Origin of the sequence: Enterobacter cloacae complex sp. IR53041 (assembly GCF_049238285.1) — a bacterium.
In the GTDB taxonomy this organism is placed as follows: domain Bacteria; phylum Pseudomonadota; class Gammaproteobacteria; order Enterobacterales; family Enterobacteriaceae; genus Enterobacter; species Enterobacter roggenkampii.
Map to the genome: position 1 here is coordinate 1 of NZ_JBMKHB010000027.1, position 24561 is coordinate 24561.

The window sequence follows — 24561 nt, forward strand, 5'->3', positions numbered from 1 at the left end:
TCAAATTTGGCTCCTCTGACTGGACTCGAACCAGTGACATACGGATTAACAGTCCGCCGTTCTACCGACTGAACTACAGAGGAATCGTGTGAACGAGGCGCATAGTAGCGACCTCAGTTCGCCTTGTCAAAGGGTGAAATCGCGCTTTTTGTTCGTTTGCCGACAATTTCAGCAAATCGCTGATTTTATAGTAAATTTGCTTCGAAATTACACAGCAAAATGCGCCGCCCGCAGGCGGCGCTCAGGATTAGAACAGAACGGAGTAGTTCAGACCAAACGTCCGTCCGCGGCCTTTATAGGTGTACAGGCCCGGTGCACCGTAGGTTGGGCTATACAGCCCCGGCGCGCGCTGGCCCCAGGCGGTGGTGTAGTCTTTGTCCAGGAGGTTCTCCACGCTGAAGCTGACTTTACCCACCGGCAGGGCGTAGCTGCCTAGGAAGTCGACCGTGTTGTAGCCATCGATCTTCTTGCCGTCGGCGTCAGAGACGTCAAAGGTCTGCGTGCTCTGCACGCGCAGGGTCCAGTCGCCCGGCGCCCAGTTGACCCACGCGCTGGCTTTCGACGGGCTGGCGCTGTCTACCGTCAGCTTCTCCCATTTCCCGTTTTCGCGAGTTTCCGACTTAATGGCGTTAAAGTTCGCGCCCGTGCTCCAGTCGCTGTCGGTGAAGAAATAGTCCACCTGACCTTCTACCCCGTAGATACGACGCTTGTCGTCTTCCAGGTTGATGGTCATGTCCGTCTTGTTGATGGTGATGGTTTTATCCGAGAGCGAGTAATACGCCGCAACCTGGGGGCGCAGGTTATCCCCGGTGTAGCGCCAGCCCAGCTCATAAGCGTTGACCTTGATACCGTCCAGCTTCGAGTCGTTGACGTTGACGCTGTTCAGCAGGCGATAGTGACCGTTGCTGAGCTGATAGGTACCGGAGCCGTAGTACTTCGCCAGGTCCGGGATTTCGAAGCCCTGGGAGAAGTTAAACCACACCTGCTGCTGTTCGGTCAGGCGACCGAGGATCCCGGCGTTAAACAGGAAGTTGTTGTAATCGGTTTTCCCGCCCGGCACCGCGTCGGCGGAGGTGGCTTTCCCGGTAGCGATGGCCTGCTGCTGGGTATAACCGACAAAGTCGTCCACCTTGTTCTCGGTGTACTGGTAGCGCACGCCGCCGCTAAGGGTGATGGCGTCAATGTCATAGCTGGCCTGCAGGAACGGGGCGAGGTTGGTGATGCTATAACCCGGGTAGCGGCCCACGTTGTAGGCGTTATCCAGCTCCATGCCCCCGCTCGCCGCAGCTTTTTTCAGGTTGAAGAACTGCTGGTTGGCGTCGAAGGTTTCGTGATCGGCATCCATACCCCAGGTCAGCGTCAAATCGTCCACCGGTTTGCTGTTCAGCGTCAGCTTGCCGCCGTAGAAATCGGTTTTCTGCTGCGACGCGCCGATGCTGGTGACCACGCCTTTGGTCAGGGTCGGGAACGGATAGTAGGTCAGGCTCTCGTCGCGATAGTAAATCTGCGCGACCAGATCCTGGCCCCAGAAGTCGGTATTGGAGTACTGCAGGTTAATCAGATGGCGCTCGGTACCCGGCACGCGGTCAGAATCGAGGTTACCTTTGTTGTACGCGGTCGCATCCCCCGTGACCGCCGAGAAGTTCTTCCCGAGATAGAGACCATGCTTGCCGTCGGACTCGCTCTTGTAGTACTGAGTGGTCAGCTGCAGCTGCTGGTGATCGTCAATATTGAGGGTGCCTGTGCCCATCACGTCGATACGGTCGGAATACTGTAAGCCGGTCTGGGTGTTATCAATGATGACCTCGTCGCCGTTACCGTCATACCAGCCGCCGTAGCGCTGATACGACACCGACAGACGACCGGAGGCGTTGTCATTGCCGCCGCTGACCGCTGCCGACACGTTCTCATCGTGGTCGTTGTGGCTGTTGAACCCGCTTTTAGCCCCGGTCTGGAATTCGACTTCGGTCTCAGGCTGGCCCTTTTTGGTAACGATGTTCACCAGACCGCCGGTGCTGCCGCCGCCGTAGAGTGACGTGGCGCCGGAGATGACTTCGATACGGTCAATGTTGAACGGATCGATAGAGTCGAGCTGGCGGCTGTCGCTGCGGGACGAGTTCAGGCGCACGCCGTCCACCATTACCATCATGGAGCGGCCGCGCAGGTTCATGCCGTAGTTGGTACGCCCCTGGCTGCTGACGTCCATGCCCGGAATCAGCTGCGCCAGCACTTCTTTAATCTCTTTCCCGCCCTGAACCTGCTGCTCAATTTCAGCCCGCTCAATGACCCAGGTGGTCTGCGCCATCTCCGCCACGCTGCGGTGCGCGCGGCTGGCGGAGACAACGATATTTTCTTCCTTTTGTTCTTCCGCCCACGCAGAGGTAGAAAGCATTGCAAGCAAGCAAGGATTTAAAACCCAAAGATGAGAACGTTTCATTGTTATGTTGACCCTGATTGTGTGTGTCAGTACTCGGTGGTTTTTGCTAATGATTTAAAAACCTGACTGTTCTCCGGGCTGGTGGTGCTTCGCCAGTGGATAACGCCAGGGGTGGTAGCCAGCTCAAACGGCTCGTCGGCGTGTGCGCGGTTCAGAATTCGCGCCGCGCGCCAGGCCATCAGGCTGAGCTGGGGTTCGGCAATGCCGAGACGGTGCATCCCGGCATTCACGGCAAACAGGCGGTTACTCTGCGGGCCGTCCCATTCGAGGGTGAAATCGTTGTTGATGCAGAAGGCTTCGTCCGTATCCAGATGCAGGCGGTGAGACAGCTGCGCCAGGAACGCAGGCTGCACGGCGCGATAGCCGGTGGCGAAAATCACAATGTCACTCTCCATCTGCTCACGGCCGCCGTCGAGGTGATGCTGTATGCTCAGACGCTGTCCGTTTTCCAGGCGCGTCAGGGCCGTCACCGAGCGGGACGGCATCAGGTGCGCCCAGGGTTTTTCACGCAGCACTTCAAAGCGGTGGTACATGGCGCGGTAAATCGCCAGCAGGGACTCGGTGGTGATCCCGTCGGAGGTCATCTTCTGCTCGTGCAGCATCTGACGACGCGCCTCTTCACCGAGCGTGGAGAAGCTGTCCACGTACTCCGGCGTGAAATACTCGTTAGCAAAGGCGGCTTCATCCAGCGCGTTGTAGTTGTTGCGGCGCGAGACCCAGTTCAGGCTCAGCGGCTGGCCCCATTCGCCACGGAAAATATTCAGGAACAGGTCGGCACCGCTCTGGCCGCCGCCGACGACGGTAACGCGCTTGCCCGCGAGATCCGGCGCGCGCAGCATCATCTCGCTGGCGTGGAAGCAGCTATCGTCCTGCGTCGTGACGCAGTCCGGCAGGTTGATCTGCTTACCGATCCCCACGCAGACGTGGCGCGCCAGTAAGCGATCGCGTTGGGTCACTACCTCAAACAGGCCGCTTTTCTCATCAAAGCTCACCTGTTGTACCTGCTGGCTGAAGGCGAGGTTGGTGAGGTTGTCCGCCGCCCAGCACAGGTAGTCGGCAAACTCTTCCCGTGAAACGGTGCGCTGCTCGGTGGTCAGGAAGCGGTAGAACTTTTTACGCTGCACCAGGTAGTTCAGGAAGCTGTGGCGGTTGGTCGGCTCCACGGCGCTGACCAGATCCTTCAGGAAGCTGGTTTGCATGTGGCAGTCCGGCACCATCATCCCCGGGTGCCAGGAAAAGTGCGGTTTGCGCTCAAGAAACAGCGAGCTAAAGCCGTCCAGCCCTTCTGCGAGGGCGGCGATGCTAAGGTTAAACGGGCCGATACCAATGCCGATGAAATCATAGGTTTTCATTGCGCGGACTCCCGGGAGGCCAGAAAAAGAGGGTTATCAAGGTCGGTGACGTAGTTCGGCAGCATGCGGCTGCCGCCGTCGTGTTCGGAGAAGGTCAGTTTGACCGGGTTGAGGATCACGCGAATAATTTGCGGCTTAAACAGGTCGAACGTCGCGAAGCGCTCGGCAAGCTCGGGGTGCGCGGCCATATAGCGGTGCAGAACGCCGGCGAGGATCTGATAGAAACGCGTTTCGCTGACGCCGCTTTGCAGCGTGAGGCGCGAGATAAAACGCAGCACCGTCACGAAGTTGCCGGTTTGCAGATCGTGGATGATGTAATCCGCGCTCAGGCGCGCCGTGACGGCCTTAACCTGTTTCGGCAGGCTTTCCGCCTGCGGGAAATCTTCATCCACCAGGCGCATATCGCCCTGGAAATCCTTCAGCAGGATGCGCTGTGGAACGTAATTTTTCATCACCAGCGTCACGTTCTGGCCGTGGGCGATCAGCGCCACGCCGTAGCGGCAGAGCAGGTGATAGAACGGGATCACCGTTGCCTCAAACAGCTTTTCCAGCCACGCGTCGGCGCTTAGCCCGGAACGGTTGATCCACGCGTCGATGAGCGGGCGCCCGGCGTTATCGGTTTCCATCAGCGCCGCCAGCAGCACCGCCTGTTCGCCCTCCTGCAGATAGCAGGACGGGTTCTCGCGCCAGATCACCCCCAGCATCTCCTGATAGCGGTACGGCGCTTTCGGCAGCGCCGCATAGCCCGGATGCGACAGATATCCGGCGGCGGGTTCGCCAAGCACCTGTGCGCCAGAGCGGGCAAGCGTAGCGTCGGTGGCAAACTGCTGCTGCAGCCAGCGCGAGGCCAGCGGCCCGGCGGCAATGTATTTGCCCGGAATACCGCGATAGCAGGAGGTGTTGTAGATCGTCAGCGGAAGCTTGATGTCAAACGGCGCGCGACGGCTGGCGTTGGTGAGCGTGCGCAGGGACTGCTGCGCCAGGTACTCATCGCCAAACTCGCCCAGCTCAACCATCTCACCGCGTGCAAGGTGAGGCAGGAAATGAATGGCGATCTTCTGCTGCCACTGCCACGGGTGCAGCGGCACCGGCAGCCAGCTCTCGTCGAGGCCCAGCGCCTGCCAGCGGGCGTCAAAGCGGGCGCGCTCGGCGTTATCCATGGCGCTCGCCAGCAGGGCGCTGATATCGCAATCGACGTCGCTGCTCCAGACCAGATGCTCCCGCTGAACGGCAATCCAGTGCAGACGAAAACGTCCACGGTACTCAGGCGCGTACTGGCGCAGCGCGTCCAGCCCCCAGCCGCGACGACCTTTGTTGAAAATAAACTTCGGGTGACCGCGCATCAGACACTGTAATTCGTCCGGATCGAGGTGGATCAGCGCGTCCGCATCCAGCGCGTCACGCGCCTGCAGCAGCTGCATGTCGCCGCGCAGCGTGGCGTAGAGGTCCTCCATGTGCTCTGCCGTTTGCGCGTCGCTCATCTCCAGCACCGTCGCCAGCTGCAGCAGTGCGCTTTCCGCTTCGACGGCATCGCCGCTGGCGGTGGTCAGGCTGTCCGGGTCGATATGCAGCCAGCCCCAGATCCCGCGCGTGGCGCAAAACTGCCAGGACTCGTTGCCCATGGCGATGCGCCAGCCGTCCGACGAAAGCGGCTCGGCGCGCAGGGTGCGCTCGTATTCCAGCTCGGCGAGGATCTTCGCCACCATCTCGCGGTTCACTTTTTCCCAGAGCGCGTTCACAGGCCCACCTCGCTGAAGAAGCGGTGACGCTGGCTCATAATGAGGCGCGAGCGTTTATGCGGGAAGTCGAACTCTTTCACCGTGTCAAAACCGGCAGAGGAAAGGTGACGGAACAGGCGCTGGTTGTCGAAGCGCGGCTCGGCCACGATGCGCGTGGTGCGCGGTTCATCGAGATACAGGTAGTGGCTCAGACCGCGCAGCCAGCTGCGGATGTACTGCGCGCCGCGCCAGTTCTCTTCCCCCACCAGCATGTGCAGCCCGCGGTCAAACGGCTGCCAGCGGTAGTGGCGGCCAATGCGGTCTTCCGGTGCCCAGTAGAGTTCAAAATAGCCAAACGGTTGATCGTCGAAGCAGCCGATAACCGGGTAACAGTAGGTCGAGTCGAGCTGACGGCGCAGGTAGTTTTCCTGCTCGGCCTGCGGGCCCGCCATCTCCCAGAAGGCGTTCACGCGCGGGTTATTCATCCAGCGGGTAAAACGCTCGCCGTCCAGCGCCACGTCGGCCACGCGGAAGCTGAGGGTACGCTTAATTTGCGGATCGTAACGGCGATACACCTCACCCTGCGGGCGGCGAGGGCGCAGCGGGAAGTACAGTTGACGGCTCTCGTCAAACTGCATTCCGCCGCTCGCCTGCGGGCGTTCGCCCTTCAGCCACAGCGGCAATTGCCAGAAGGCGTCGCGCGCCAGATAATCACCGTGGGCCAGGCCAAACAGCGCCTGCGCCTGGGGTTCATCCTGCCAGTCCGCCCACGGCAACGTAATGCCGGTCAGCGCGGGGGCGGCCACAAACAGCTGATCCAGGGCTTCCACCAGCCAGCCGTCCGGGATCCCCTTCAGACGCTCCAGCACCGCGCTGCCGTCGAGACCCAACGCCAGCGGCAGGGCGCGATCCGTTGCGGTGCAGTGAAAGCCGTAGCCGGAATGGACGATATTCGCGATAGCCATCACGCCTTCTCCTTGTAGAACGGGTTGCTAAAGTCGAAATAGATCACCGCCGGATCGGCGATGGTGTTTTCATTGCGATCGTGCAGGTAGCAGAAGAAGTTGCCTTTGCAGTTCCAGGTCGGGCTGTCGAGCACGTAGTCGAGGCAGCGGGTCTGCTTCGCCGTGCGGCGCAGTTCTGCCAGCGCGTCGCGCACCCGGGACATCAGGCTCTCTTCGCTGTCAAAACCGGCGGCGGCAAGGGCGGCGGTGACGGCAAGGGTAGAGTTCAGCAGCAGGTAGTAAGGGAAGTAGCGCAGCAGCTGGCTCTCGCCAAAGCGGTTTTCCACCTCAGTTTCGCCCGCCTCTTTCAGCCACGCGTCGGCGCCTTCGGTCCACGCGCTGCCCTGGCAGTCGCGGTAGATCAGCCCGACCGGGAAATCCTGCTGCATCTCAACGAGGATATTTTGCTGGTGCGCCAGCAGGACCAGACCGTAGTCCGCCTCGGCGCTGAACAGCGGAAGTAACACGCGGTCGCAGTAGGCGTCCAGCCAGCAGCGGGCGGCCTGGGCGAGCGGTAAATCAAGACGCTGGCTCAGACGGCGCACCGCCGCGGCGAGCAGGCTGTCACCGCCGTCCGGCGCGGCCTGCGTCAGGCTCACCAGCACGTTGGTCTGGGTGTCTGGCGTATCGAACAGCAGATTGACGCGCAGGGCCATCAGGCTCTCTTCCTGAATAGTGCCGCTTTCGTCACGCAGCCCCGCCCAGCCGTCTTCCTGCATCACGCGCATGGTCGGGTAGCGCGCCTGTAAATCCTGCCAGCGTTCCGTTTTTGCCAGACGCGCCAGGCGCATGCCGCGCTTCACCTCTTTCACCGACAGCGTGCGCACGGAGTTGGTCAGGCGCACGCTGAGGGAGAACTTAATCATGTCGCTGTTGGTCTCGCTGTACAGCGAGCGGGAGGAGCTGGTGGGCAGCCACTGTGCGCCCGCTTCACCCAGGTCCTGCAACGAACCGTTTTCCGCCAGACGCTGGCACCAGTCCTGCTCCAGCAGATAGTCGGCCTGCCACGGGTGCATCGGCAGCAGCCAGCGGGTGTCGGTAAAGTGGCCGAGCAGCTCGGGCGCGCTCTGGGCCGCAAAGCGCAGCAGACGCTCACGCAGGGAAACGTTCAGGCTGTCGCCGGCAACGAGCGTGCTCTCAACGGCAAACCAGCGCAGCGGGAAGCGGGAGGCGAAATCGGGCAAATAGCGGCGCGCCTCGGCTTCGTTGAACGGCTCGTGGGACTTCGGTGCCGGGTGAAACGCATGGCCGACCAGCAGCGCCTGTTCCGCTTCGGCAAACGTCAGCGGCTTATCGCGCAGGGTTGCCCAGCGGTGGCGTAAATCAATCGCCTGCCAGGTGTGGGCATGGCTTTCGAGAACGCGCTGCTTAAAACGCGCCAGCGTATCGGCATCCAGCGAGCCTTTTACGGACGGTTTTTCAAGAATTAAATCAACCAGTTGAGGGAAAGTGACGGCGTCACCCCTGTCGCTGTTGCTCTGAATCAGCGTTGCCGGGAAACGGTACTGATGATGCTGGGTGGGTGAGAAATAGCGTACTGGCACCCGAAGCGCCTGGGTTTGGGAAAGCGGGATATGGATCTCAGATAGCGCATCCGCATCGGTAGCGGGGAGATAGCGCCAGTCCTTCGTTTCACGCAACAGGGCGTTTAAAAAGCACTGGGCTGCAACGTCTGTACCGGCGGCGCGGAGCAGAGCACGCATAGATGTACCTCATTCCATGATTGATAATAATTCTCGTTATGATATTCATTCTGTTTACACTCGCAACCATTTTTGCAATATTTGTTTTCATAAACTTCATAATTTCCACACATTTATTGACACTATGTTCACATTCTCATGCGCGCTGACTCTGAAACCTTGACGGAAAACGTCACTTCAAAAGCTAACTGGCCCCTGGCGCTATCTGCGGGGTTACTCGGCATCGGGCAAAACGGTTTGCTGGTGATGCTCCCGCAGCTGGTCACCCTGACCGGGCTGTCGCTCTCGGTCTGGGCCGGGCTGTTGATGTTCGGATCGATGCTCTTTTTACCGGCCTCGCCCTGGTGGGGGCGTCAGAGCGAGCGAAAGGGGTGTAAGTCCGTCATGCTGGCCTCGCTAAGCGGCTATCTGGCGAGTTTCGTCGTGATGGCCCTGGTGGTCTGGGGGATGGCGGCCGGAAGGCTGGATGCGGTCTGGGGGCTGGCGGGGCTTATTTTCTCGCGCCTGCTCTACGGACTGACGGTCTCGGGGCTGGTGCCTGCGGCCCAGACGTGGGCGATTCAGCGTGCGGGACTGGAGAAAAGAATGGCGGCGCTGGCGACGATAAGCTCCGGCCTCAGCTGCGGGCGTTTGCTCGGCCCGCCGCTGGCGGCGCTGATGCTCAGCGTTAATCCGGTGGCGCCGCTCTGGCTGATGGCGGTTGCGCCGCTTCTCGCTCTGCTGCTGGTGCTTCGCGAAGTCGCTGACCCGCCGCTGCCGCCGGTAGCCCATCAGGCAACCCGCCTGCAGGCCTCCATGCTGCCGTTCCTGCTGCTGGCGTTGCTGCTGGCGGCGCTGGTGAGCCTGATGCAGATTGGCCTGTCACCGCATCTTAGCCCGTTGCTGGACGGTAACGCCCGGGAGATCGGCCATCATGTCGCACTTCTGCTGAGCCTGGCCGCGCTGGCCACGCTCGCGGCACAGTTTCTGGTGGTCCGCCCTCAGCATTTCAGCCCGGTGACATTGCTCTGCATCGCGGCGGTGCTGATGGTGGCCGGGCTTGGGCTGATGGCTGTCGCCGGTTTAGCGCTGTTCTACGTGGGGATTGTTATCACGTCACTCGGGGCGGCGATGGCCACGCCGGGCTACCAGCTGCTGCTGAACGATCGGCTGACCACGGGGAAAGGGGCGGGCGTCATCGCCACCAGCCACACGTTAGGCTACGGCGTCAGCGCGCTGATGGTGCCGGTCGTGACGCGCTTTTACGGGGAGCAGTCTTTAACGGTGGCCGCGTGGGGAATGGCATTGCTGTTTTTAGCCCTGAGCATAGGGGTATGGTCAACCGAGCGTACCCCTGCTGAAAAAGCTTAATGGACCTGGCGGGACGAATGCCCGCCGGTCGCCTCATTCTGCCGCAGGCGCTGTAGCGGATCCTGCTGATAAAACTGGCAGAAACGTTGCCAGAGGGCCGGGAAACGGGGCGCGAAGAGCTCGGGCGCGCTGAAGAAGTACTCGGAGAGCACCGCAAAGCACTCAGCCGGGTCGGTTGCCGCATAGGCGTCAATGCTGGCCGCGCTTTCGCCCACCAGGTCTATTTCATCCTGGATGTTATCCATCGCCGCGTGCAGGTCGTGCTCCCAGCCCGCGACCTCGCGAAGCGGGATCCGCGGGACGCCGCTGGCGCGATCGCCGTTGCGGGTATCCAGCTTGTGCGCCACCTCATGGATAACCAGATTAAAACCGGAGGCGTCGAACGAGTCCTGAATATCGAGCCAGTTGAGGATTATCGGCCCCTGCTGCCAGCTTTGTCCGGACTGCACCACGCGTTGGTTATGCACCAGCCCAATATCGTCCTGCCATTCATCATCCACCACGAACGGCGCGGGATAGATAAGCACTTCGTGGAAACCGTCCAGCCACTCAATGCCGAGTTCAAGCACCGGCAGACAGAAAAGCAGCGCGATGCGGGCGTTTTTCAGGGGATCGAGTTCAAACCCCTGCAGCGGCACCAGGCGCTTTTGCTGTAAAAAACGATCCGCCAGCTGAACCAGTTTCGATTGTTCATCCGGATTTAGATTAGCCAGAACAGGGATCGTCAGGGCGTCATCCCATGGCAGCGCCACATCCCGGCCAGCCTCATTCGTTTTCCAGGGCCACTTTATCATCGCTTTGCTCGCAAACTCGTCACTTGAACAAAAATGGGAAAGTCAGATTCGGTTAAGATGCCAGAATATCGCCTGCTGCGACAAATCCAGCCTGAATAAACTATCATTTCGTACGTAGCGGTGGGTAGCGGTTTGCGGGCATCACCTTCATTTTGTGAAGTCTGTCGTAGCCTTTATCCGCAGGTGGGGTGAATAAATCAGTACGGTATTGAAAAGATGAGCGATTTCAAAGGTAACAAGCAGGACCTGCCCAGTCGACTGTGTGTGCACTGCCAGCGGCCCATGACGTGGCGCAAGAAATGGGCGAAATGCTGGAATGAGGTTAAATACTGTTCTGAGCGCTGTCGCAGGAGCCACCGTTGACCGAGCTACGTCTGATCCTGGGCGATCAGCTTAATCCGCATCACAGCTGGTTTGATACCTGCAGTCCGAACATCATTTACGTGATGCTGGAACTCCGGGCAGAAACCGACTATGTGCTTCATCACGCCCAGAAAGTTATCGCTATCTTCGCCGCCATGCGGGCGTTTGCCTCTGCGTTAAAGGAGAAGGGGCATCGGGTGAGGTATGTCCGGCTCTCTGATGACTCAAACCGCGGCGCGCTGGAAGACAATCTCAACGCGCTTGTCGCGCATTACGGCGCGGGCAGGGTGATATGGCAGGAGCCCGACGAATGGCGACTTGATACGCAACTACAGGCGTGGGCGAAGACGGTCTCCGTTGACACGGCCTGCGTCAGCAGCGAGCATTTCTTCACCACTCGGGAGCAGGTCAGCGCGTTCTTTGCGTCACGCAAAAGCTGGCGAATGGAGTACTTTTACCGGGAAATGCGTCGTCGGCACGGCGTACTGTTGACGTCAGCAGGCGAGCCGGAAGGGGGGAAATGGAATTTCGATGCTGAAAACCGCAAGCGCTGGTCCGGCGAGCCTCCCGCGCCGGGGGACGCGCGTCCTTGCCACGATCGTTCCGCCTTATGGGCGGAGATCCAACGCTGCGGCGTAAAGACCTTCGGCGAACCGCAGGCCGACAATTTTCGCTGGCCGCTCAACCGTTCTGAAGCCAAAGCCAGGCTGGATGAATTTATCACGCACGTGCTCCCGCAGTTTGGAAACTGGCAGGACGCGATGCACACGGAGGAACCTTTTCTTTTCCATTCGTTAATTTCATTTGCGCTGAACACAAAGATGCTTAATCCGCGGGAAGTGGTTGCTGCCGCCCAGCAGGCGTGGCGTTTGGGCCACGCGCCGCTGCCTGCCGTCGAAGGGTTTATCCGGCAAATTCTCGGCTGGCGGGAGTATGTGCGCGGGATCTACTGGTCGCAGATGCCCGGCTATCGGGAACTGAATGCCTTAGACCAGCACGCCCCGCTGCCGGACTGGTTCTGGACGGGCAAAACGCAGATGCGCTGCCTGGCGCATGCCGTTGGGCAGTCGCTCACCGAGGCTTACGCCCACCATATCCAGCGCCTGATGGTCATTGGAAACTTTAGCCTGCTCAGCGGCCTGTCGCCGCAGGCGGTTCATGAATGGTATCTGGGCGTCTATATTGACGCCTTTGAGTGGGTGGAACTGCCCAATACCCTCGGCATGAGCCAGTTTGGCGATGGCGGGTTGCTGGCCAGTAAGCCCTACGTCTCAAGCGCGTCATACATTCATAAGATGAGTAATTACTGTCAGGGGTGCCGGTATCAGCACAACCAGCGTACCGGAGAGCAGGCCTGCCCCTTCAATGCCCTTTACTGGGACTTCTTTGCGCGCAATCAGGCGCGTCTCGGCAACAATCCCCGCCTGGGCATTGTCTTTAAACAGCTTGCGGACATGACGGAAGAGGATCGGCAGGCCATTACCGACCGCGCCGGGTACGTCCGCCTGCATCTCAACGACCTCTGATCGGTATTTCAACGCCTGGGCGGTTGCGGCAGGTCAATAAGACGCTATTATTTTTGACTTTGTTGCGTATTCCATGACAGGACATCCAGACGCCATGCCCGTGAATTTTGACCTTAACGATCTTTATGCTTTCAGAGCGTTAGTGGAATACGGTAACTTCCGTGTCGCCGCTGAATCTATCTGCTTATCCCAGTCGGCGCTGAGCCGCAGGATTGAAAAGCTGGAAGCCGCGCTGGGAAACAGGCTGTTCGAACGCACCACCCGCCGCGTGGCGCTGACGCTCTACGGGCAAAACTTTGCCGAGCGCTCTGCGCAGCTGCTCGACAGCGTGGAGTCAATGCTGGCGGATGTAGATAAGGCTAGCGAAGAGCGGACGGGGCTGATCGCGGTTGCCGCGGTCCCTTCCGCAGCCTGTTACTTTATGCCCGACGTGATCCGGCGTTTTCAGTCTCGGTATCCGCGCGTTCGCATCAAGCTCATCGACAGCAGCGCGGGGAATGTGATTGACGCCGTGGCCCGCAGCCAGGCGGATTTCGGCATCTGCTTCGCAGGAAACCTGCCGTCTGAAATCGAGTTTTTCCCGCTGGTGGAGGATGTCTACGTCGCGGCGTGCCGAAAGGATCACCCCGTGGCGCAGAAGAGTCACCTGACGTGGCAGGCGTTTTATCAGCAGGATTATATCTCCCTCGATAAAACGTCAGGTAACCGTAACCTGCTCGATCGGATGCTGGGGGATATTATTCCCGGGCGCCCCAGCGTCTGCGAAACGCGTCACGTCACCACGATGCTCGGTATGGTTGAGGCGGGGATTGGCATCGCTGCCGTTCCCGCCATGTCAATGCCGACCTCTGAGCACACGCTGTTGACGCATCTGCCGCTGGTGGCGCCGGAAGTGAAACGCACCGTTGGGCTTATCCGGCGCCGGGGGCGCATCCAGTCTTACATTGCGGCTGAACTGGAAAAGCAGATCACCGAGCAGTATCGCCGGACGTAACGGGGATCATCCCCGTCTTCTCGATGACGGCGCGTGAGGGCGGTGAGGCGAGATAGGTCAACAGCGCTTTCCCCTCGTCAGGATGTTCAGCGTGACGAGTGACCGCACCCGCGAAGCGCGTGATGTATTGCACATTGTCAGGGATTTTCCCGACAAAGGTGACGCCCTGAACCGGCAACAGCTCGCTAACCTGCTGGAAACCGACGGCGTATTTTCCTTTTGCCACTTCCGAGGCAACAGGAATGCGCTCGACCATTGTCGCTTTATCGGCGACCTCCTTTTCAATGCCCAGCTTTTTGAAAAGCCCCTGGCTGACGTACCTGCCGCTGGCGCTGTCAGAGTAGGCGATGGAGCTGGCCTGCAGCAGCGTTTCACGCAGTTTCGCGTCGCTGCTGATATCCGGTACTTTCGCTCCTTTTTTTACCACCATGCCAACGGGAGAATCCGCGAGTTCCGTTCGCGACCCCGGCCGGGTCTGGCTGGCCTTTTCGAGCTTCTCCAGCGCATCGCCCACCATAATCACCACGTCGGCCTTCTCGCCGCGCGCGAGCCGGTTTGGGATCGCCTGCGGCGTATTGCCCATTGAGGGGCCGGGGATGACCACAATTTTATCCCCGGTCTGGCGTTCATATTCCGGGGCCAGCTTTTCAAGGGCGGCTTTGAAGCCGCCGGAAATCATGACCTTCACGTCCTGGGCAAAGGCATTGACGCTCAGTAACATCAGCACCAGCGCGCTGGCGGTATAGCGAGACGTGCGTTTCATGCGGCCCCCTGTGACTTGACGGTATTTTGCAGCGACATCGCACGACGGCGGTAGAGGTAGAGCGTTGCCAGCAGGGCACATACCGCAGCGAAGCTCATCCAGTAGCCCGGCGAGGCTTTGTCACCGGTGTATTCAATCAGCGCGGTGGACATCACCGGGGTAAAGCCACCGAACACCGCCGTTGCCAGGCTGTAGGCCAGAGAGAACCCCGCTACGCGGACTTCAGCAGGCATAATTTCCGTCAGCGCCGGGATCATCGCGCCGTTATAGAGGCCGTAGAGGAAGGAGAGCCACAGCAGCACGCTCAGCATCATCGAGAAGCTGGGCGCGTTCGCCAGCAGCGTCAGGGCCGGGTAGCTGGTCGCCAGCGCCAGCAGGGTCATGGCAATCAGCACCGGCTTGCGGCCAAAACGGTCCGACAGGGCACCGCCCACCGGCAGCCAGACGAAGTTAGAGATCGCCACCAGCAGCGTGACCAGCAGGCTGTCTGACGCGCTCAGCATCAGCACCTTTTTACCAAAGGTGGGCGCATAAACGGTGATCAGATAAAAGGCCGTGGTGGTCATCGCCACCATCAGCATGCCCGCGACCACCACCTGCCAGTTCGCGAGCAGCGTTTTAAAGACCTGGCGCATCTCCAGATGATGGCGGCGCGCGCTGAACTCTTCCGTCTCCTCCAGCTTGCGGCGCAGGAAAAAGATAAACGGCACGATTAAACAGCCGAACAGGAACGGGATGCGCCAGCCCCATTCGCGGATGGCGCTCTCTTCCAGCACCGCGTTCAGCGCAAAGCCCATTGCGGCGGCGACCATAATGGCGACCTGCTGGCTACCGGACTGCCAGCTGGTGTAAAAGCCCTTGCGGCCCGGCGTGGCGATTTCCGCGAGATAGACCGACACGCCCCCAAGCTCCGCGCCGGCGGAAAACCCCTGCAGCAGACGGCCCGTCAGCACCAGCAGCGGCGCCCAAAGCCCAATACTTTGATAAGACGGGATCAGCACGATCAGGAAGGTGCCTGCCGCCATAATGGAAAGCGTCACTATTAGCCCTTTGCGGCGGCCAACCTTGTCAATATAAGCCCCCAGCACAATGGCGCCGATTGGACGCATCAAAAAGCCCGCGCCGAAGACGGCGAAGGTCATCATCAGCGACGCAAATTCACTGCTCGCCGGGAAGAACGTGTGGGCGATGTAGGTGGCATAGAAGCCGAACAGAAAGAAATCGAATTGCTCAAGAAAGTTGCCGGACGTGACGCGAAGTATCGCGCCCGCCTTCGACCGTACGGTTGCAGGTGAGGTTGAGGAAAACATGGTTATCTCCAGTTTATTGTTGACGTTTTACGCGTCTGTTTCTGAAAACTGGATCAGGATGAGGAATTAGATAAGCGCAAATGCCGCATCGACTGATGCATTTCTTGCATGAATATAATCCGGCGAATAAATACAATTAATGGCAACAATAACTTAACAAAGTGTTGGCTTTTTATTCACCAATATTCTGTAAGTCTCTGATATTGTGATTTTGTGATGTGGCGCAGAGGCGCGTTTCAGAATGAGCCGGGTAACCGCGTCATTACCCGGCGGAGGCCATTTAGCGCAGCGCCCTGGCAATCGCGCTAAACATCAGAGAGGCTTCCAGCGGCTGGGCGCTGAAGGACGGTTCCGCCTGCGGCCAGGTAGACCACTGGACGATGACCAGATTTTCCTTCGGGTTCACCACGATCATCTGTCCGAAAATGCCCAGCGCCCAGAGCGAACCTTTCAGCGAATCCTTTGCCGTCGGCTCTACGCCCGCGGCGTTGGCGGGCACTTCATTGTTCCACCACTGATAGCCGTACAGCCCCTCGGGATGGGCGTCAGAGACCGAGCCTTTGGCCTTCGTCCAGCCTGACGACTGCCGGATCCAGTTTTCCGGCAGGATGGTCTTACCGTTCGGTAACGTACCGTTGTTCAGGATAAATTGCCCGAAGCGTCCCCAGTCCTCCAGCGTGGCGTTAAAGCCGTGCGCGCCGACGTCGTGCTGGCCTTTGCTGTAGGCATGCCACACGCCGTCGCTCGCCATGCCGTAAGGCTGCCAGATGCTTTTCTCCAGATAGGCTGCGAGCGTCATGCTGGTGGCCCGCTCCAGCACGTCACCCAGCAGCCAGGCGCCGCCCGAAGAGTAAGACCAGTTCTCTCCGGCCGGGTGCGCCCTGCGCAGCCCCTTCACCAGCTTGCGCACGCAGTCATAGGTACCCGGCTTCGCCTCGCACTCGGTGAGCTGCGCAAAGTCGGATTTAGGGTTGGTGTAATCCTCGTTCCAGGCCACGCCGGAGGTATGGGTGATCAGCTGCTTAAGCGTCACGCCGTCCCACGCGGTGCCTTTCAGGTCGGGTTCATACCGCGTGACCAGGTCGTCGAGCGAGTGAATTTTTCCCTCTTTGAGGGCCACGCCCACCAGCGCCGATACCACCGACTTCCCAACCGAGCGCGAGGTCCAGAGCGTCGAGTCGGTATTGCCCTCTCCAAGATACTTCCAGGCGATTTTGCCGTCCTTCAGCACCAGCATGCCGCTGACGTTCTGCCGCTGGAGGTAGTCCTTAAGGTCGTAGCGCCTGCCGTTGACCTGATAGTGTGCGTCCGTGAGCGGCTTGTCCGACATTTCCAGCGGCACAGCGTTACCGTGGCGGAAAACATCCCCGGTGTAGTTGCGGTAGTCATTGCGAAAGCCCACCACGCGATCGGCCTGACTCCAGGTGAGCATCTTATGGGTGTCAGGCAGCGTGGTGTCGAAGGGGGCAGGGCAGGCGCTGAGGTCGGTGCCTTTACAGGCCGCCACTGCCGCAGGGGAGATCAGGGTGCTGAAGACAAGGCCCGCCAGCAGGGCATGGTTTACTTTACTGTTTTTCATATCCGTCTCTTACAGGTCAAGAACGGCTTCAGTTTAAAAACCCCGGGGCTATAATAAAAAACGCGTAATGGGGGAAAATCCCCCCAAAAAACAGAAGGAGCGTAGCGTGGCGGGACTGATTTACTCTTTTGCACAGCTCGAGGCATTTACCGCCGTGGCCGAGAATGGGAGCCTGAGTAAAGCCGCGGTGGAGCTGAAGAAGGACCGCACGACGCTTCGCGATCTGGTTGATTTTCTTGAGGATGGGTTGGGCTACGCGCTGTTTATTCGCGACGGCCGCACCCTGCGGCTCACGCCCGAAGGGGAACAGCTTCAGCGCCAGGCGCACCTCCTGATGCGGCAGGTAAAAGCCTTTGAGGCGTTTGCCAGAGAGGTGCCGCACGGTGCCACGCAGGACCTGACGCTGGTCTACGATCCTTTTACGCCCAGAGCCTTTCTGCACGGGGTGATTGCTGACATGGCGGTGCGAAAAATCCGCCTGAGCCTTATCTGCGCCTCGCGGGATGAATCGGAACGGCTGCTGGCGAATAACGACGCGGATCTGGCCATCTGCCAGGCGCGCAACCGCAGCGTGGGCAACGACATGGAGTGGCGGGCCCTGGGTGCCATCGAGATGGATTTTTATGCCGCCAGCGGGCTGTTTGCGGACAGTGCTTCCCCTCTGTCGCTGCTCGATCTCTCCCTGGTACCTCAGGTCGTCATGCACCCCGCCTCGGACGAGCCGGTGGCGCGCCGCCTGCAGATTTCCGGGCATACCCTCTTTACCAATGAGCCGGAGATGCTGCGCGGTCTGCTGGAGCGCGGCTGCGGCTGGGGATTCTTACCGACGCATTTTCACGCTGGGCAGTGGCAAAACGTAAACAGGCTGCACACCGAAGTGGGCAGCCAGGGGATTGGTCAGACGATGGTCACCATCTGGAAGCCGGGGAGCGACAAGCGCAGCACAATCGCTGAAACGCTGTCGCTCTTGCCGGACGTATGGAAGCAATCAGCGCTGTGAACAGCCTTTACACTGCGGGTTCTGGATCTGCTGGAAGAAATCGTTGCCTTTGTCATCCACCAGGATAAACGCCGGGAAGTTCTCGACCTCGATCTTCCAGATAGCTTCCATGCCCAGCTCAGGATACGCCACGCACTCCAGGCTCTTGATGCTGTTTTGCGCCAGCACCGCCGCCGGGCCGCCGATGCTGCCCAGGTAGAAGCCGCCATGTTTATGGCAGGCGTCCGTCACCTGCTGGCTGCGGTTGCCTTTCGCCAGCATGATCATGCTCGCGCCGTGGGACTGCAGTAAGTCCACATACGAATCCATGCGCCCTGCCGTGGTTGGGCCGAGTGAGCCAGACGCGTAGCCTTCCGGCGTTTTGGCCGGGCCCGCGTAGTAGATCGGGTGATCTTTGACGTACTGCGGCAGTTCCTCACCGTTGTCGATTAGCTCTTTCAGCTTCGCGTGGGCGATGTCGCGCGCCACGATGATGGTCCCGTTCAGCGACAGGCGGGTAGAGACCGGGTGTGCGGAAAGCTGCGCCAGGATCTCATTCATCGGCTTGTTCAGATCGATGCTAACCACGTCGCCTTCACCCCGCTGGCGCAGCGATTCAGGAATGTACTGGCCCGGGTTATGCTCCAGCTTCTCAATCCAGATCCCGTCGCGGTTGATTTTCGCTTTGATGTTGCGGTCCGCGGAGCAGGAGACCCCCATGCCGATAGGGCAGGAGGCGCCGTGGCGCGGCAGGCGGATCACGCGGATGTCGTGGGCGAAGTATTTACCGCCAAACTGCGCGCCCAGGCCGAGGTTCTGGGCTTCCTGGAGCAGCTCCTGTTCGAGCTGAACGTCGCGGAACGCCTGGCCGTGTTCGTTGCCTTCCGTTGGCAGCGCGTCGTAGTAGCGCGTGGAGGCCAGCTTCACGGTTTTCAACGTGGCTTCCGCCGAGGTACCGCCGATCACGAACGCGATATGGTACGGCGGGCAGGCCGCGGTACCGAGAGTGCGCATCTTCTCAACCAGATAGTTTTTCAGCTTCGCCGGGGTGATCAGCGCTTTGGTTTCCTGGTAGAGATAGGTTTTGTTGGCAGAGCCGCCGCCTTTTGCCATGCACAGGAATTTGTACTCATCGCCGTCAACGCTGTAGAGGTCAATCTGCGCCGGCAGGTTGGTGCCGGTGTTCACCTCTTTATACATATCCAGCGCCGCGTTCTGGGAGTAGCGCAGGTTGTCTTCAATGTAGGTGTTGTACACCCCCTGACTCAGGGCCGCTTCATCGCCACCGCCGGTCCAGACGCGCTGGCCTTTTTTACCCATGATGATCGCCGTGCCGGTATCCTGGCAGGTTGGCAGCACGCCTTTAGCGGCGATTTCGGAGTTGCGCAGGAACTGCAGGGCAACGTACTTATCGTTCTGGCTGGCTTCCGGATCGTTAAGAATGGCGGCGACCTGCTTCTGATGGGAAGGACGCAGCATAAATGCGGCGTCGTGGAACGCCTGCTGCGCCAGCAGCGTCAGCGCCTCTGGCTCGACTTTCAGGACTTCCTGACCGTCGAACTCGGCAACGGAAACGTGCTCTTTGGTCAGCAGATAGTATTCGGTGTCGTCGTGCGCCAGTGGGAAGGGGTTTTGATAAAAAAACGGTTTGTTTGACATAGCTTGCTCCAAAAAAATAAAACCGCCGGAGGAGAAGTCCGGCGGTCAGGAATCAGAACATCATGGACATCCACGGATAGCCAATCAGCAGCAGGGCCGCCAGGAAGATGGCACCGAAGATGGTGCCGAGGCGCCAGTAGTCTTTGGTTGGCAGGTAGCCGCTACCGTAGTAGATCGGGCTTGGGCCAGTGCCGTACGGGGTGATGATCCCCATCACGCCCAGCGAGGTCACCATCAGCAGAACGAACACTTCCATATTCATGCCCGGGATGGTGGAGGCGATGGTCAGCATCGCTGGCAGCAGCGCCGTGGTGTGCGCGGTGGTGCTGGCAAACAGGTAGTGCAGCAGGTAGAACGCCAGCAGCAGGACGATGGTCGCTACGCCCGGAGAGATACCGCTCATCAGCAAACCGCCTTCTTTACCTAACCAGCTGATAAAGCCGGTAGAGGAGAGGCCATCCGCCAGCGCCACCAGGGTGGCGAACCAGACGAAGGTGTTCCACGCGGCTTTATTACCGGTGATGTCGTTCCACTCCAGCACGCCGGTCCACAGCATCAGGCCGACGATGAGCATGGCAGCCATAGCCGGTTCAATCCACGCGGCGGCAAAGATCCACATCAGCAGCGCACAGCACACGAACACCAGCAGCAGGATTTCATTGCGGGACAGTTTGCCCAGTTTTTCCAGCTCACGGGTCGCCCACAGCGGCACTTCGTTGTTTACCTTCACTTCTGGTGGGTAGAACCAGTAGGCCAGCAGCGGCATGGTCAGAATCAGCAGGATACCCAGCGGCAGGAAGGCGAGGAACCAGGTCCCCCAGGAGATATCGATTCCAACCGTACTTTTCACCAGCGCCAGGGCCAGCAGGTTCGGCGCAAGTGCGGAGAGGAACATTGAGCTGGTGATACAGGCCGCGGTGATCGCCACCCACATCAGATACGAACCAATCTTACGCGCGCTTGGGTCGTTCGGTTTTGAACCGTACAGCGGCGGCAGGTTAGCGATGATCGGGTAGATGGTCCCGCCGCTGCGCGCGGTGTTGGACGGGGTGAACGGTGCCAGCAGCAGGTCAGCAAACGTAATCGCGTAACCGAGCGTCAGGCTGCGACGGCCGAGGTATTTCACCAGAATCAGCGCCAGACGGCGGCCGAAGCGGGTTTTGTCATAGCCTGCGGCGAACATAAAGGCACCGAAAATTAGCCAGACGGTAGAGTTACCAAACCCGCTCACCGCCCATTTAAAGGAGGCGCCCGCCAGCTTGAATTTCGGATCAGCCAGCTGTTCAGGGCTAAACAGCACCCACTGGCTGCACAGCGCAATGGCGACCACGCCGGTGAGACCGATCACCGCGCCCGGCAGCGGTTCGAAGATCAAACCGACGATCACGCCAACGAAGATAGCGAAATAGTGCCACGCGTAAGGAGGCAGGCCTTCCGGTACCGGAACAAACAGCAGCAGTACGGCGACGATGACGGGCAGTGCCATCATCAGCAGACGTTTTGCGTTTCCATTTGATGCCTGGTTCGCCACAGGGGGCGTTACAGCAGTTTTTGTATTCATAGTTTCACGTCTTAAGTTGTCAAAGATTCGGTCGTACTGAAAAACAAAATCACTTTCTTAAGTTTCTTTGCTTTTTTTAGTTATTAAAGGTGCGATTTTGTATTTTCAGTAATAGCAATTTAACGCTTTTATGGAGGCGCTAAATTAAAAATTGATGATGTTTTTATATTGCGCTTTCGGATGCCATAACTATTGATCGCGATCAAAAAAATAGAATTGCAGCGTTATTTTTATGCTTTTATTAATAACCACTCTGGCGTATGTGGGTATTCCCTTTTTTATTGGTTTATTTTATCATTTTTGTAACATTTTTATTATCTTTGATTTTATATATGTTTGTTTTGTTGGGTATTTTTAGTTATTTGGAAAAGTGGTTTTACCAATCATTATTTAACGAATTTTAAATTATTGTGAATGGCTAAATGACATTTGCTAACACCAATGTGTTAATTGTGTTATTGCAGGGATTAAATAGTTTTTTAACTAACGTAATGACTTTAGAAAGTAAAAAAATCATTATATTAATATCATGACATCGGCAAATAACGACGAACTAAAAAATTAATCCGATAACGAATTCTTAATTTTAAAAAGTTTGGAGTTTCAATTATGAGCACTAACGAACGTATTCTTAGCCCCTTCACATTACCGAATGGCACTGAACTGAAAAACCGTTTGTTAATGGCCCCTATGACCACCTGCACCGGCTATTACGACGGCACCGTCACCAGCGAACTGGTGGAGTACTATCGTGCCCGTTCCGGAAGCATCGCCACCATTATTGTGGAGTGCTGCTTCGTCGACGATCTCGGTCTCGCCTTCCCGGGCGCGATCGGGATTGATAATGACGAGAAAATTGCCGGGCTGGCGAAAATCGCGGAGGCGATCAAATCCAAAGGATCTAAAGCCCTGCTGCAGATCTACCACGGCGGCCGCATGGTCGACCCGAAACTGATCGGTGGCCGTACGCCGGTTGGTCCAAGCGCTGTTGCCGCGCCGCGTGAGGGCGCAACAACGCCAGTGGCACTGACTGGCGAAGAAGTGGAAGGCATGATCGGCAAGTTTGGTGAAGCGGTGCGCCGCGCCATCCAGGCCGGGTTCGACGGCGTGGAAATCCACGGGGCAAACACCTATCTGATTCAGCAGTTCTATTCGCCAAACTCTAACCAGCGCGATGACGAGTGGGGCGGCAGCCGCGACAACCGCGCGAAGTTCCCGCTGGCAGTACTGGATATCACCCACAAAATGGTGCGCCAGTACGCGGACGACGCCTTTATTATTGGCTACCGCTTCTCTCCTGAAGAGCTTGAAGTGCCGGGCATCCGCTTTGAAGACACCATGTACCTGCTGGAAAAACTGGCGGCTCGCGGCGTGGACTACCTCCACTTCTCCGTCGGCGCGACCCTGCGTCCTTCCATTGTTGACACCCAGGACCCGACGCCGCTGATCGAAAAATACTGCGCGATGCGTTCTGAAACGCTGGCTCAGGTACCGGTGATGGGCGTGGGCGGCGTGGTGAATGCCGCCGATGCCAATGAAGCGCTGGACCACGGTTACGACCTGATTGCCGTTGGCCGTGCCACCATCGCTTACCCGGACTGGACCGACCGCATCGCGGCCGGGGAAAACCTGGAGCTGTTTATGGACAGCACCCAGCGCGAGGCGCTGAACATTCCTGAGCCGCTGTGGCGCTTCTCGCTGGTGGAAGCGATGATCCGCGACATGAGCATGGGCGAATCGAAATTCAAACCGGGCATGTTTACTGAGAAGGTGCAGGACGACGCGAACGAGCTGGTGATTAACGTCAGTCTGGAAACGGACCGCATTGCAGACATCGAGCTGGCCTCTGGCCCGAGCGAAGACGTTGAGTTTGTCACCAGCTTTGAAGAGATCCGCACCCGCATTCTGGATGCCAACACCCCGCACGTGGATGCCATCACCGGCGCAACCAGCCAGAGCGAGGCGGTGAAGAAAGCGGTCTCTAAAGCGATGCTGAAATCCAGCAAAGCGCTGGCAGCGGAAGAGGGCGTTGACCCGAACGAAACCCGCAGCGTGGACGTGGTGGTTGTCGGCAGCGGCGGCGCCGGTCTGGCGGCGGCGATTCAGGCGCACGACGAAGGCGCGAGCGTGCTGATTGTTGAGAAAATGCCAACCATCGGTGGCAACACCATTAAAGCCTCTGCCGGGATGAACGCCGCAGAAACCCGCTTCCAGCGCGTGAAGGGCATTCAGGACAGCAAAGAGCTGTTCTACCAGGAAAGCCTGAAAGGTGGCGGCAACAAGAACAACCCGGAACTGCTGCACCGCTTCGTTGAGAACGCGCCGAAGGCCATTGAATGGCTGGCAACCCGCGGCATCATGCTGAACGACATCACCACCACCGGCGGGATGAGCATTGACCGTACCCACCGTCCAAAAGACGGCTCAGCGGTCGGCGGCTACCTGATCAGCGGCCTGGTGCGTAACGTCAACAAACGCAACATCGAGGTGATGCTGGATACCTCCGTCAGCGACATCATCTTCGAAAACGGCGAAGTGACCGGCGTGCGCCTGACCACCGAAGAGAACGAAACCCTCACCGTGGCAGCGAAAAGCGTGATTGTCGCTACCGGCGGCTTCAGCGCTAACAGCCAGATGGTGGTGAAATACCGCCCTGACCTGGAAGGGTTCGTTACCACCAACCATAAAGGGGCGACCGGTGGCGGCATCGCGCTGCTGGAGCGTATCGGGGCAGGTACGGTTGATATGGGCGAGATCCAGATCCACCCAACCGTTGAGCAGAAAACCTCGTACCTGATTTCCGAATCCATCCGCGGCGGCGGGGCGATTCTGGTCAATCAGAAAGGGGAACGCTTCTACAACGAAATGTCGACCCGCGATAAAGTTTCGGCGTCAATCATCGCGCTGCCGGAGAAATACGCGTACATCGTCTTTGACGAGCATGTTCGCGCCAAAAACAAAGCCGCGGATGAGTACATCGCTAAAGGCTTCGTGACCAGCGCCAGCTCGCCAAAAGCGCTGGCGGAAGCGCTCGGCATGGATTACCACGCTTTCCTGGCGACCCTGGAACGTTACAACGGTTTCGTTGAAAAACAGCACGATGACGACTTTGGACGTACCACCGCGCTGCGTGCGCCAATCAATGAAGGGCCATTCTACGCCATTCAGATTGCACCAGGCGTGCACCACACCATGGGCGGCGTGACCATCAACACCGAAACCTGCGTGCTGGACAGCAACCACAACGTGCTGCCAGGTGCGTTTGCGGCCGGTGAAGTGGTCGGCGGGATCCACGGCGGCAACCGTATCGGCGGTAACGCAGTGGCAGATATCATCATTTTTGGTACCCTTGCAGGACATCAGGCGGCTCTGCGTTCGAAAAAGATGTAAGGCACCTGCTTCCCAGGCCGGATACGCGCAGCGATATCCGGCATTTTCCCCGGCGGCGCGGAGCTTGCCGGGGCTACTT

General features: G+C 58.9%; 17 protein-coding genes and 1 tRNA gene. 6 read left to right on the forward strand and 12 right to left on the reverse strand.

What is annotated here, in order from left to right; all coding sequences use genetic code 11:
- Nucleotides 1–7 precede the first annotated feature (7 nt).
- The 6 genes from ACOTXF_RS17715 to ACOTXF_RS17740 all read right to left on the reverse strand — a co-directional run bounded on the left by ACOTXF_RS17715 (nt 8) and on the right by ACOTXF_RS17740 (nt 8214).
- Nucleotides 8–83 (reverse strand) — tRNA-Asn (locus tag ACOTXF_RS17715).
- Between the two features lie 164 nt (nt 84–247).
- Entirely contained in the window at nt 248–2437 is a 2190-nt protein-coding gene (locus tag ACOTXF_RS17720) for a TonB-dependent siderophore receptor (protein WP_196343126.1), read from the reverse strand.
- Nucleotides 2438–2463: 26 nt separating this feature from the next.
- Nucleotides 2464–3789: a lysine N(6)-hydroxylase/L-ornithine N(5)-oxygenase family protein gene (locus ACOTXF_RS17725; protein ID WP_234115289.1), complete on the reverse strand. Its 1326-nt coding sequence runs from the start codon at nt 3787–3789 to the stop codon at nt 2464–2466.
- Nucleotides 3786–5528, reverse strand: a complete 1743-nt coding sequence (iucC, locus tag ACOTXF_RS17730) for an IucA/IucC family protein (RefSeq protein ID WP_048962092.1) — start codon at nt 5526–5528, stop codon at nt 3786–3788. The genes ACOTXF_RS17725 and iucC overlap by 4 nt, the downstream gene beginning before the upstream one ends.
- Nucleotides 5525–6472 (reverse strand): GNAT family N-acetyltransferase, encoded by a 948-nt coding sequence (locus ACOTXF_RS17735; RefSeq protein ID WP_044596671.1) that lies wholly within the window; start codon nt 6470–6472, stop codon nt 5525–5527. The genes iucC and ACOTXF_RS17735 overlap by 4 nt, the downstream gene beginning before the upstream one ends.
- Nucleotides 6472–8214, reverse strand: a complete 1743-nt coding sequence (locus ACOTXF_RS17740) for an IucA/IucC family protein (protein ID WP_048962095.1) — start codon at nt 8212–8214, stop codon at nt 6472–6474. Before ACOTXF_RS17740 ends, ACOTXF_RS17735 begins: the two co-directional genes overlap by 1 nt.
- A 138-nt stretch (nt 8215–8352) precedes the next feature.
- Here ACOTXF_RS17740 and ACOTXF_RS17745 point away from each other — a divergent pair, with 138 nt between their 5' ends.
- Nucleotides 8353–9564, forward strand: a complete 1212-nt coding sequence (locus ACOTXF_RS17745) for an MFS transporter (protein ID WP_316937062.1) — start codon at nt 8353–8355, stop codon at nt 9562–9564.
- On the opposite strand, the gene mtfA is transcribed toward ACOTXF_RS17745, so the two are convergent.
- Entirely contained in the window at nt 9561–10358 is a 798-nt protein-coding gene (mtfA, locus tag ACOTXF_RS17750) for a DgsA anti-repressor MtfA (RefSeq protein WP_021241405.1), read from the reverse strand. The two genes, ACOTXF_RS17745 and mtfA, sit on opposite strands and share 4 nt — an antisense overlap.
- Before the next feature lie 216 nt (nt 10359–10574).
- On the opposite strand from mtfA, the gene ACOTXF_RS17755 reads away from it, so the two are divergent.
- The 3 genes from ACOTXF_RS17755 to ACOTXF_RS17765 all read left to right on the forward strand — a co-directional run bounded on the left by ACOTXF_RS17755 (nt 10575) and on the right by ACOTXF_RS17765 (nt 13241).
- Complete coding sequence (locus ACOTXF_RS17755; protein WP_071530926.1) at nt 10575–10721, forward strand: DUF2256 domain-containing protein; 147 nt, start codon at nt 10575–10577, stop codon at nt 10719–10721.
- Nucleotides 10718–12247 carry a cryptochrome/photolyase family protein gene (locus tag ACOTXF_RS17760; RefSeq protein ID WP_114138887.1) on the forward strand — a complete coding sequence of 510 codons (1530 nt, stop codon included), beginning with the start codon at nt 10718–10720 and terminating at the stop codon, nt 12245–12247. Before ACOTXF_RS17755 ends, ACOTXF_RS17760 begins: the two co-directional genes overlap by 4 nt.
- A 94-nt stretch (nt 12248–12341) precedes the next feature.
- On the forward strand, nt 12342–13241 hold the full coding sequence (locus ACOTXF_RS17765; protein WP_047746475.1) for a LysR family transcriptional regulator: 900 nt from the start codon (nt 12342–12344) through the stop codon (nt 13239–13241).
- Here ACOTXF_RS17765 and ACOTXF_RS17770 read toward each other — a convergent pair.
- The 3 genes from ACOTXF_RS17770 to ACOTXF_RS17780 all read right to left on the reverse strand — a co-directional run bounded on the left by ACOTXF_RS17770 (nt 13216) and on the right by ACOTXF_RS17780 (nt 16893).
- Complete coding sequence (locus tag ACOTXF_RS17770) at nt 13216–14004, reverse strand: substrate-binding domain-containing protein (RefSeq protein WP_047746473.1); 789 nt, start codon at nt 14002–14004, stop codon at nt 13216–13218. The genes ACOTXF_RS17765 and ACOTXF_RS17770 overlap by 26 nt on opposite strands.
- Nucleotides 14001–15314, reverse strand: coding sequence for an MFS transporter (locus ACOTXF_RS17775; protein WP_023293862.1), 1314 nt, complete (start codon nt 15312–15314; stop codon nt 14001–14003). Before ACOTXF_RS17775 ends, ACOTXF_RS17770 begins: the two co-directional genes overlap by 4 nt.
- Nucleotides 15315–15594: 280 nt before the next feature.
- Nucleotides 15595–16893, reverse strand: a complete 1299-nt coding sequence (locus tag ACOTXF_RS17780; RefSeq protein ID WP_047746472.1) for a serine hydrolase domain-containing protein — start codon at nt 16891–16893, stop codon at nt 15595–15597.
- A 67-nt stretch (nt 16894–16960) separates the two neighbouring features.
- On the opposite strand from ACOTXF_RS17780, the gene ACOTXF_RS17785 reads away from it, so the two are divergent.
- A complete protein-coding gene (locus tag ACOTXF_RS17785; RefSeq protein ID WP_234115290.1) occupies nt 16961–17893 on the forward strand; it encodes a LysR family transcriptional regulator in 933 nt (310 codons plus the stop codon).
- On the opposite strand, the gene fumA is transcribed toward ACOTXF_RS17785, so the two are convergent.
- Together fumA and ACOTXF_RS17795 are read right to left on the reverse strand one after the other, a co-directional pair.
- The gene (gene fumA, locus ACOTXF_RS17790; protein WP_234115291.1) at nt 17882–19531 is read right to left on the reverse strand and encodes a class I fumarate hydratase FumA; all 1650 of its coding nucleotides are present in this window, start codon (nt 19529–19531) and stop codon (nt 17882–17884) included. The two genes, ACOTXF_RS17785 and fumA, sit on opposite strands and share 12 nt — an antisense overlap.
- A gap of 52 nt (nt 19532–19583) precedes the next feature.
- Complete coding sequence (locus ACOTXF_RS17795) at nt 19584–21092, reverse strand: anion permease (protein WP_234115292.1); 1509 nt, start codon at nt 21090–21092, stop codon at nt 19584–19586.
- 609 nt (nt 21093–21701) lie between these two features.
- Here ACOTXF_RS17795 and ACOTXF_RS17800 point away from each other — a divergent pair.
- The gene (locus ACOTXF_RS17800; RefSeq protein ID WP_234115293.1) at nt 21702–24482 is read left to right on the forward strand and encodes a flavocytochrome c; all 2781 of its coding nucleotides are present in this window, start codon (nt 21702–21704) and stop codon (nt 24480–24482) included.
- Nucleotides 24483–24561 lie beyond the last annotated feature (79 nt).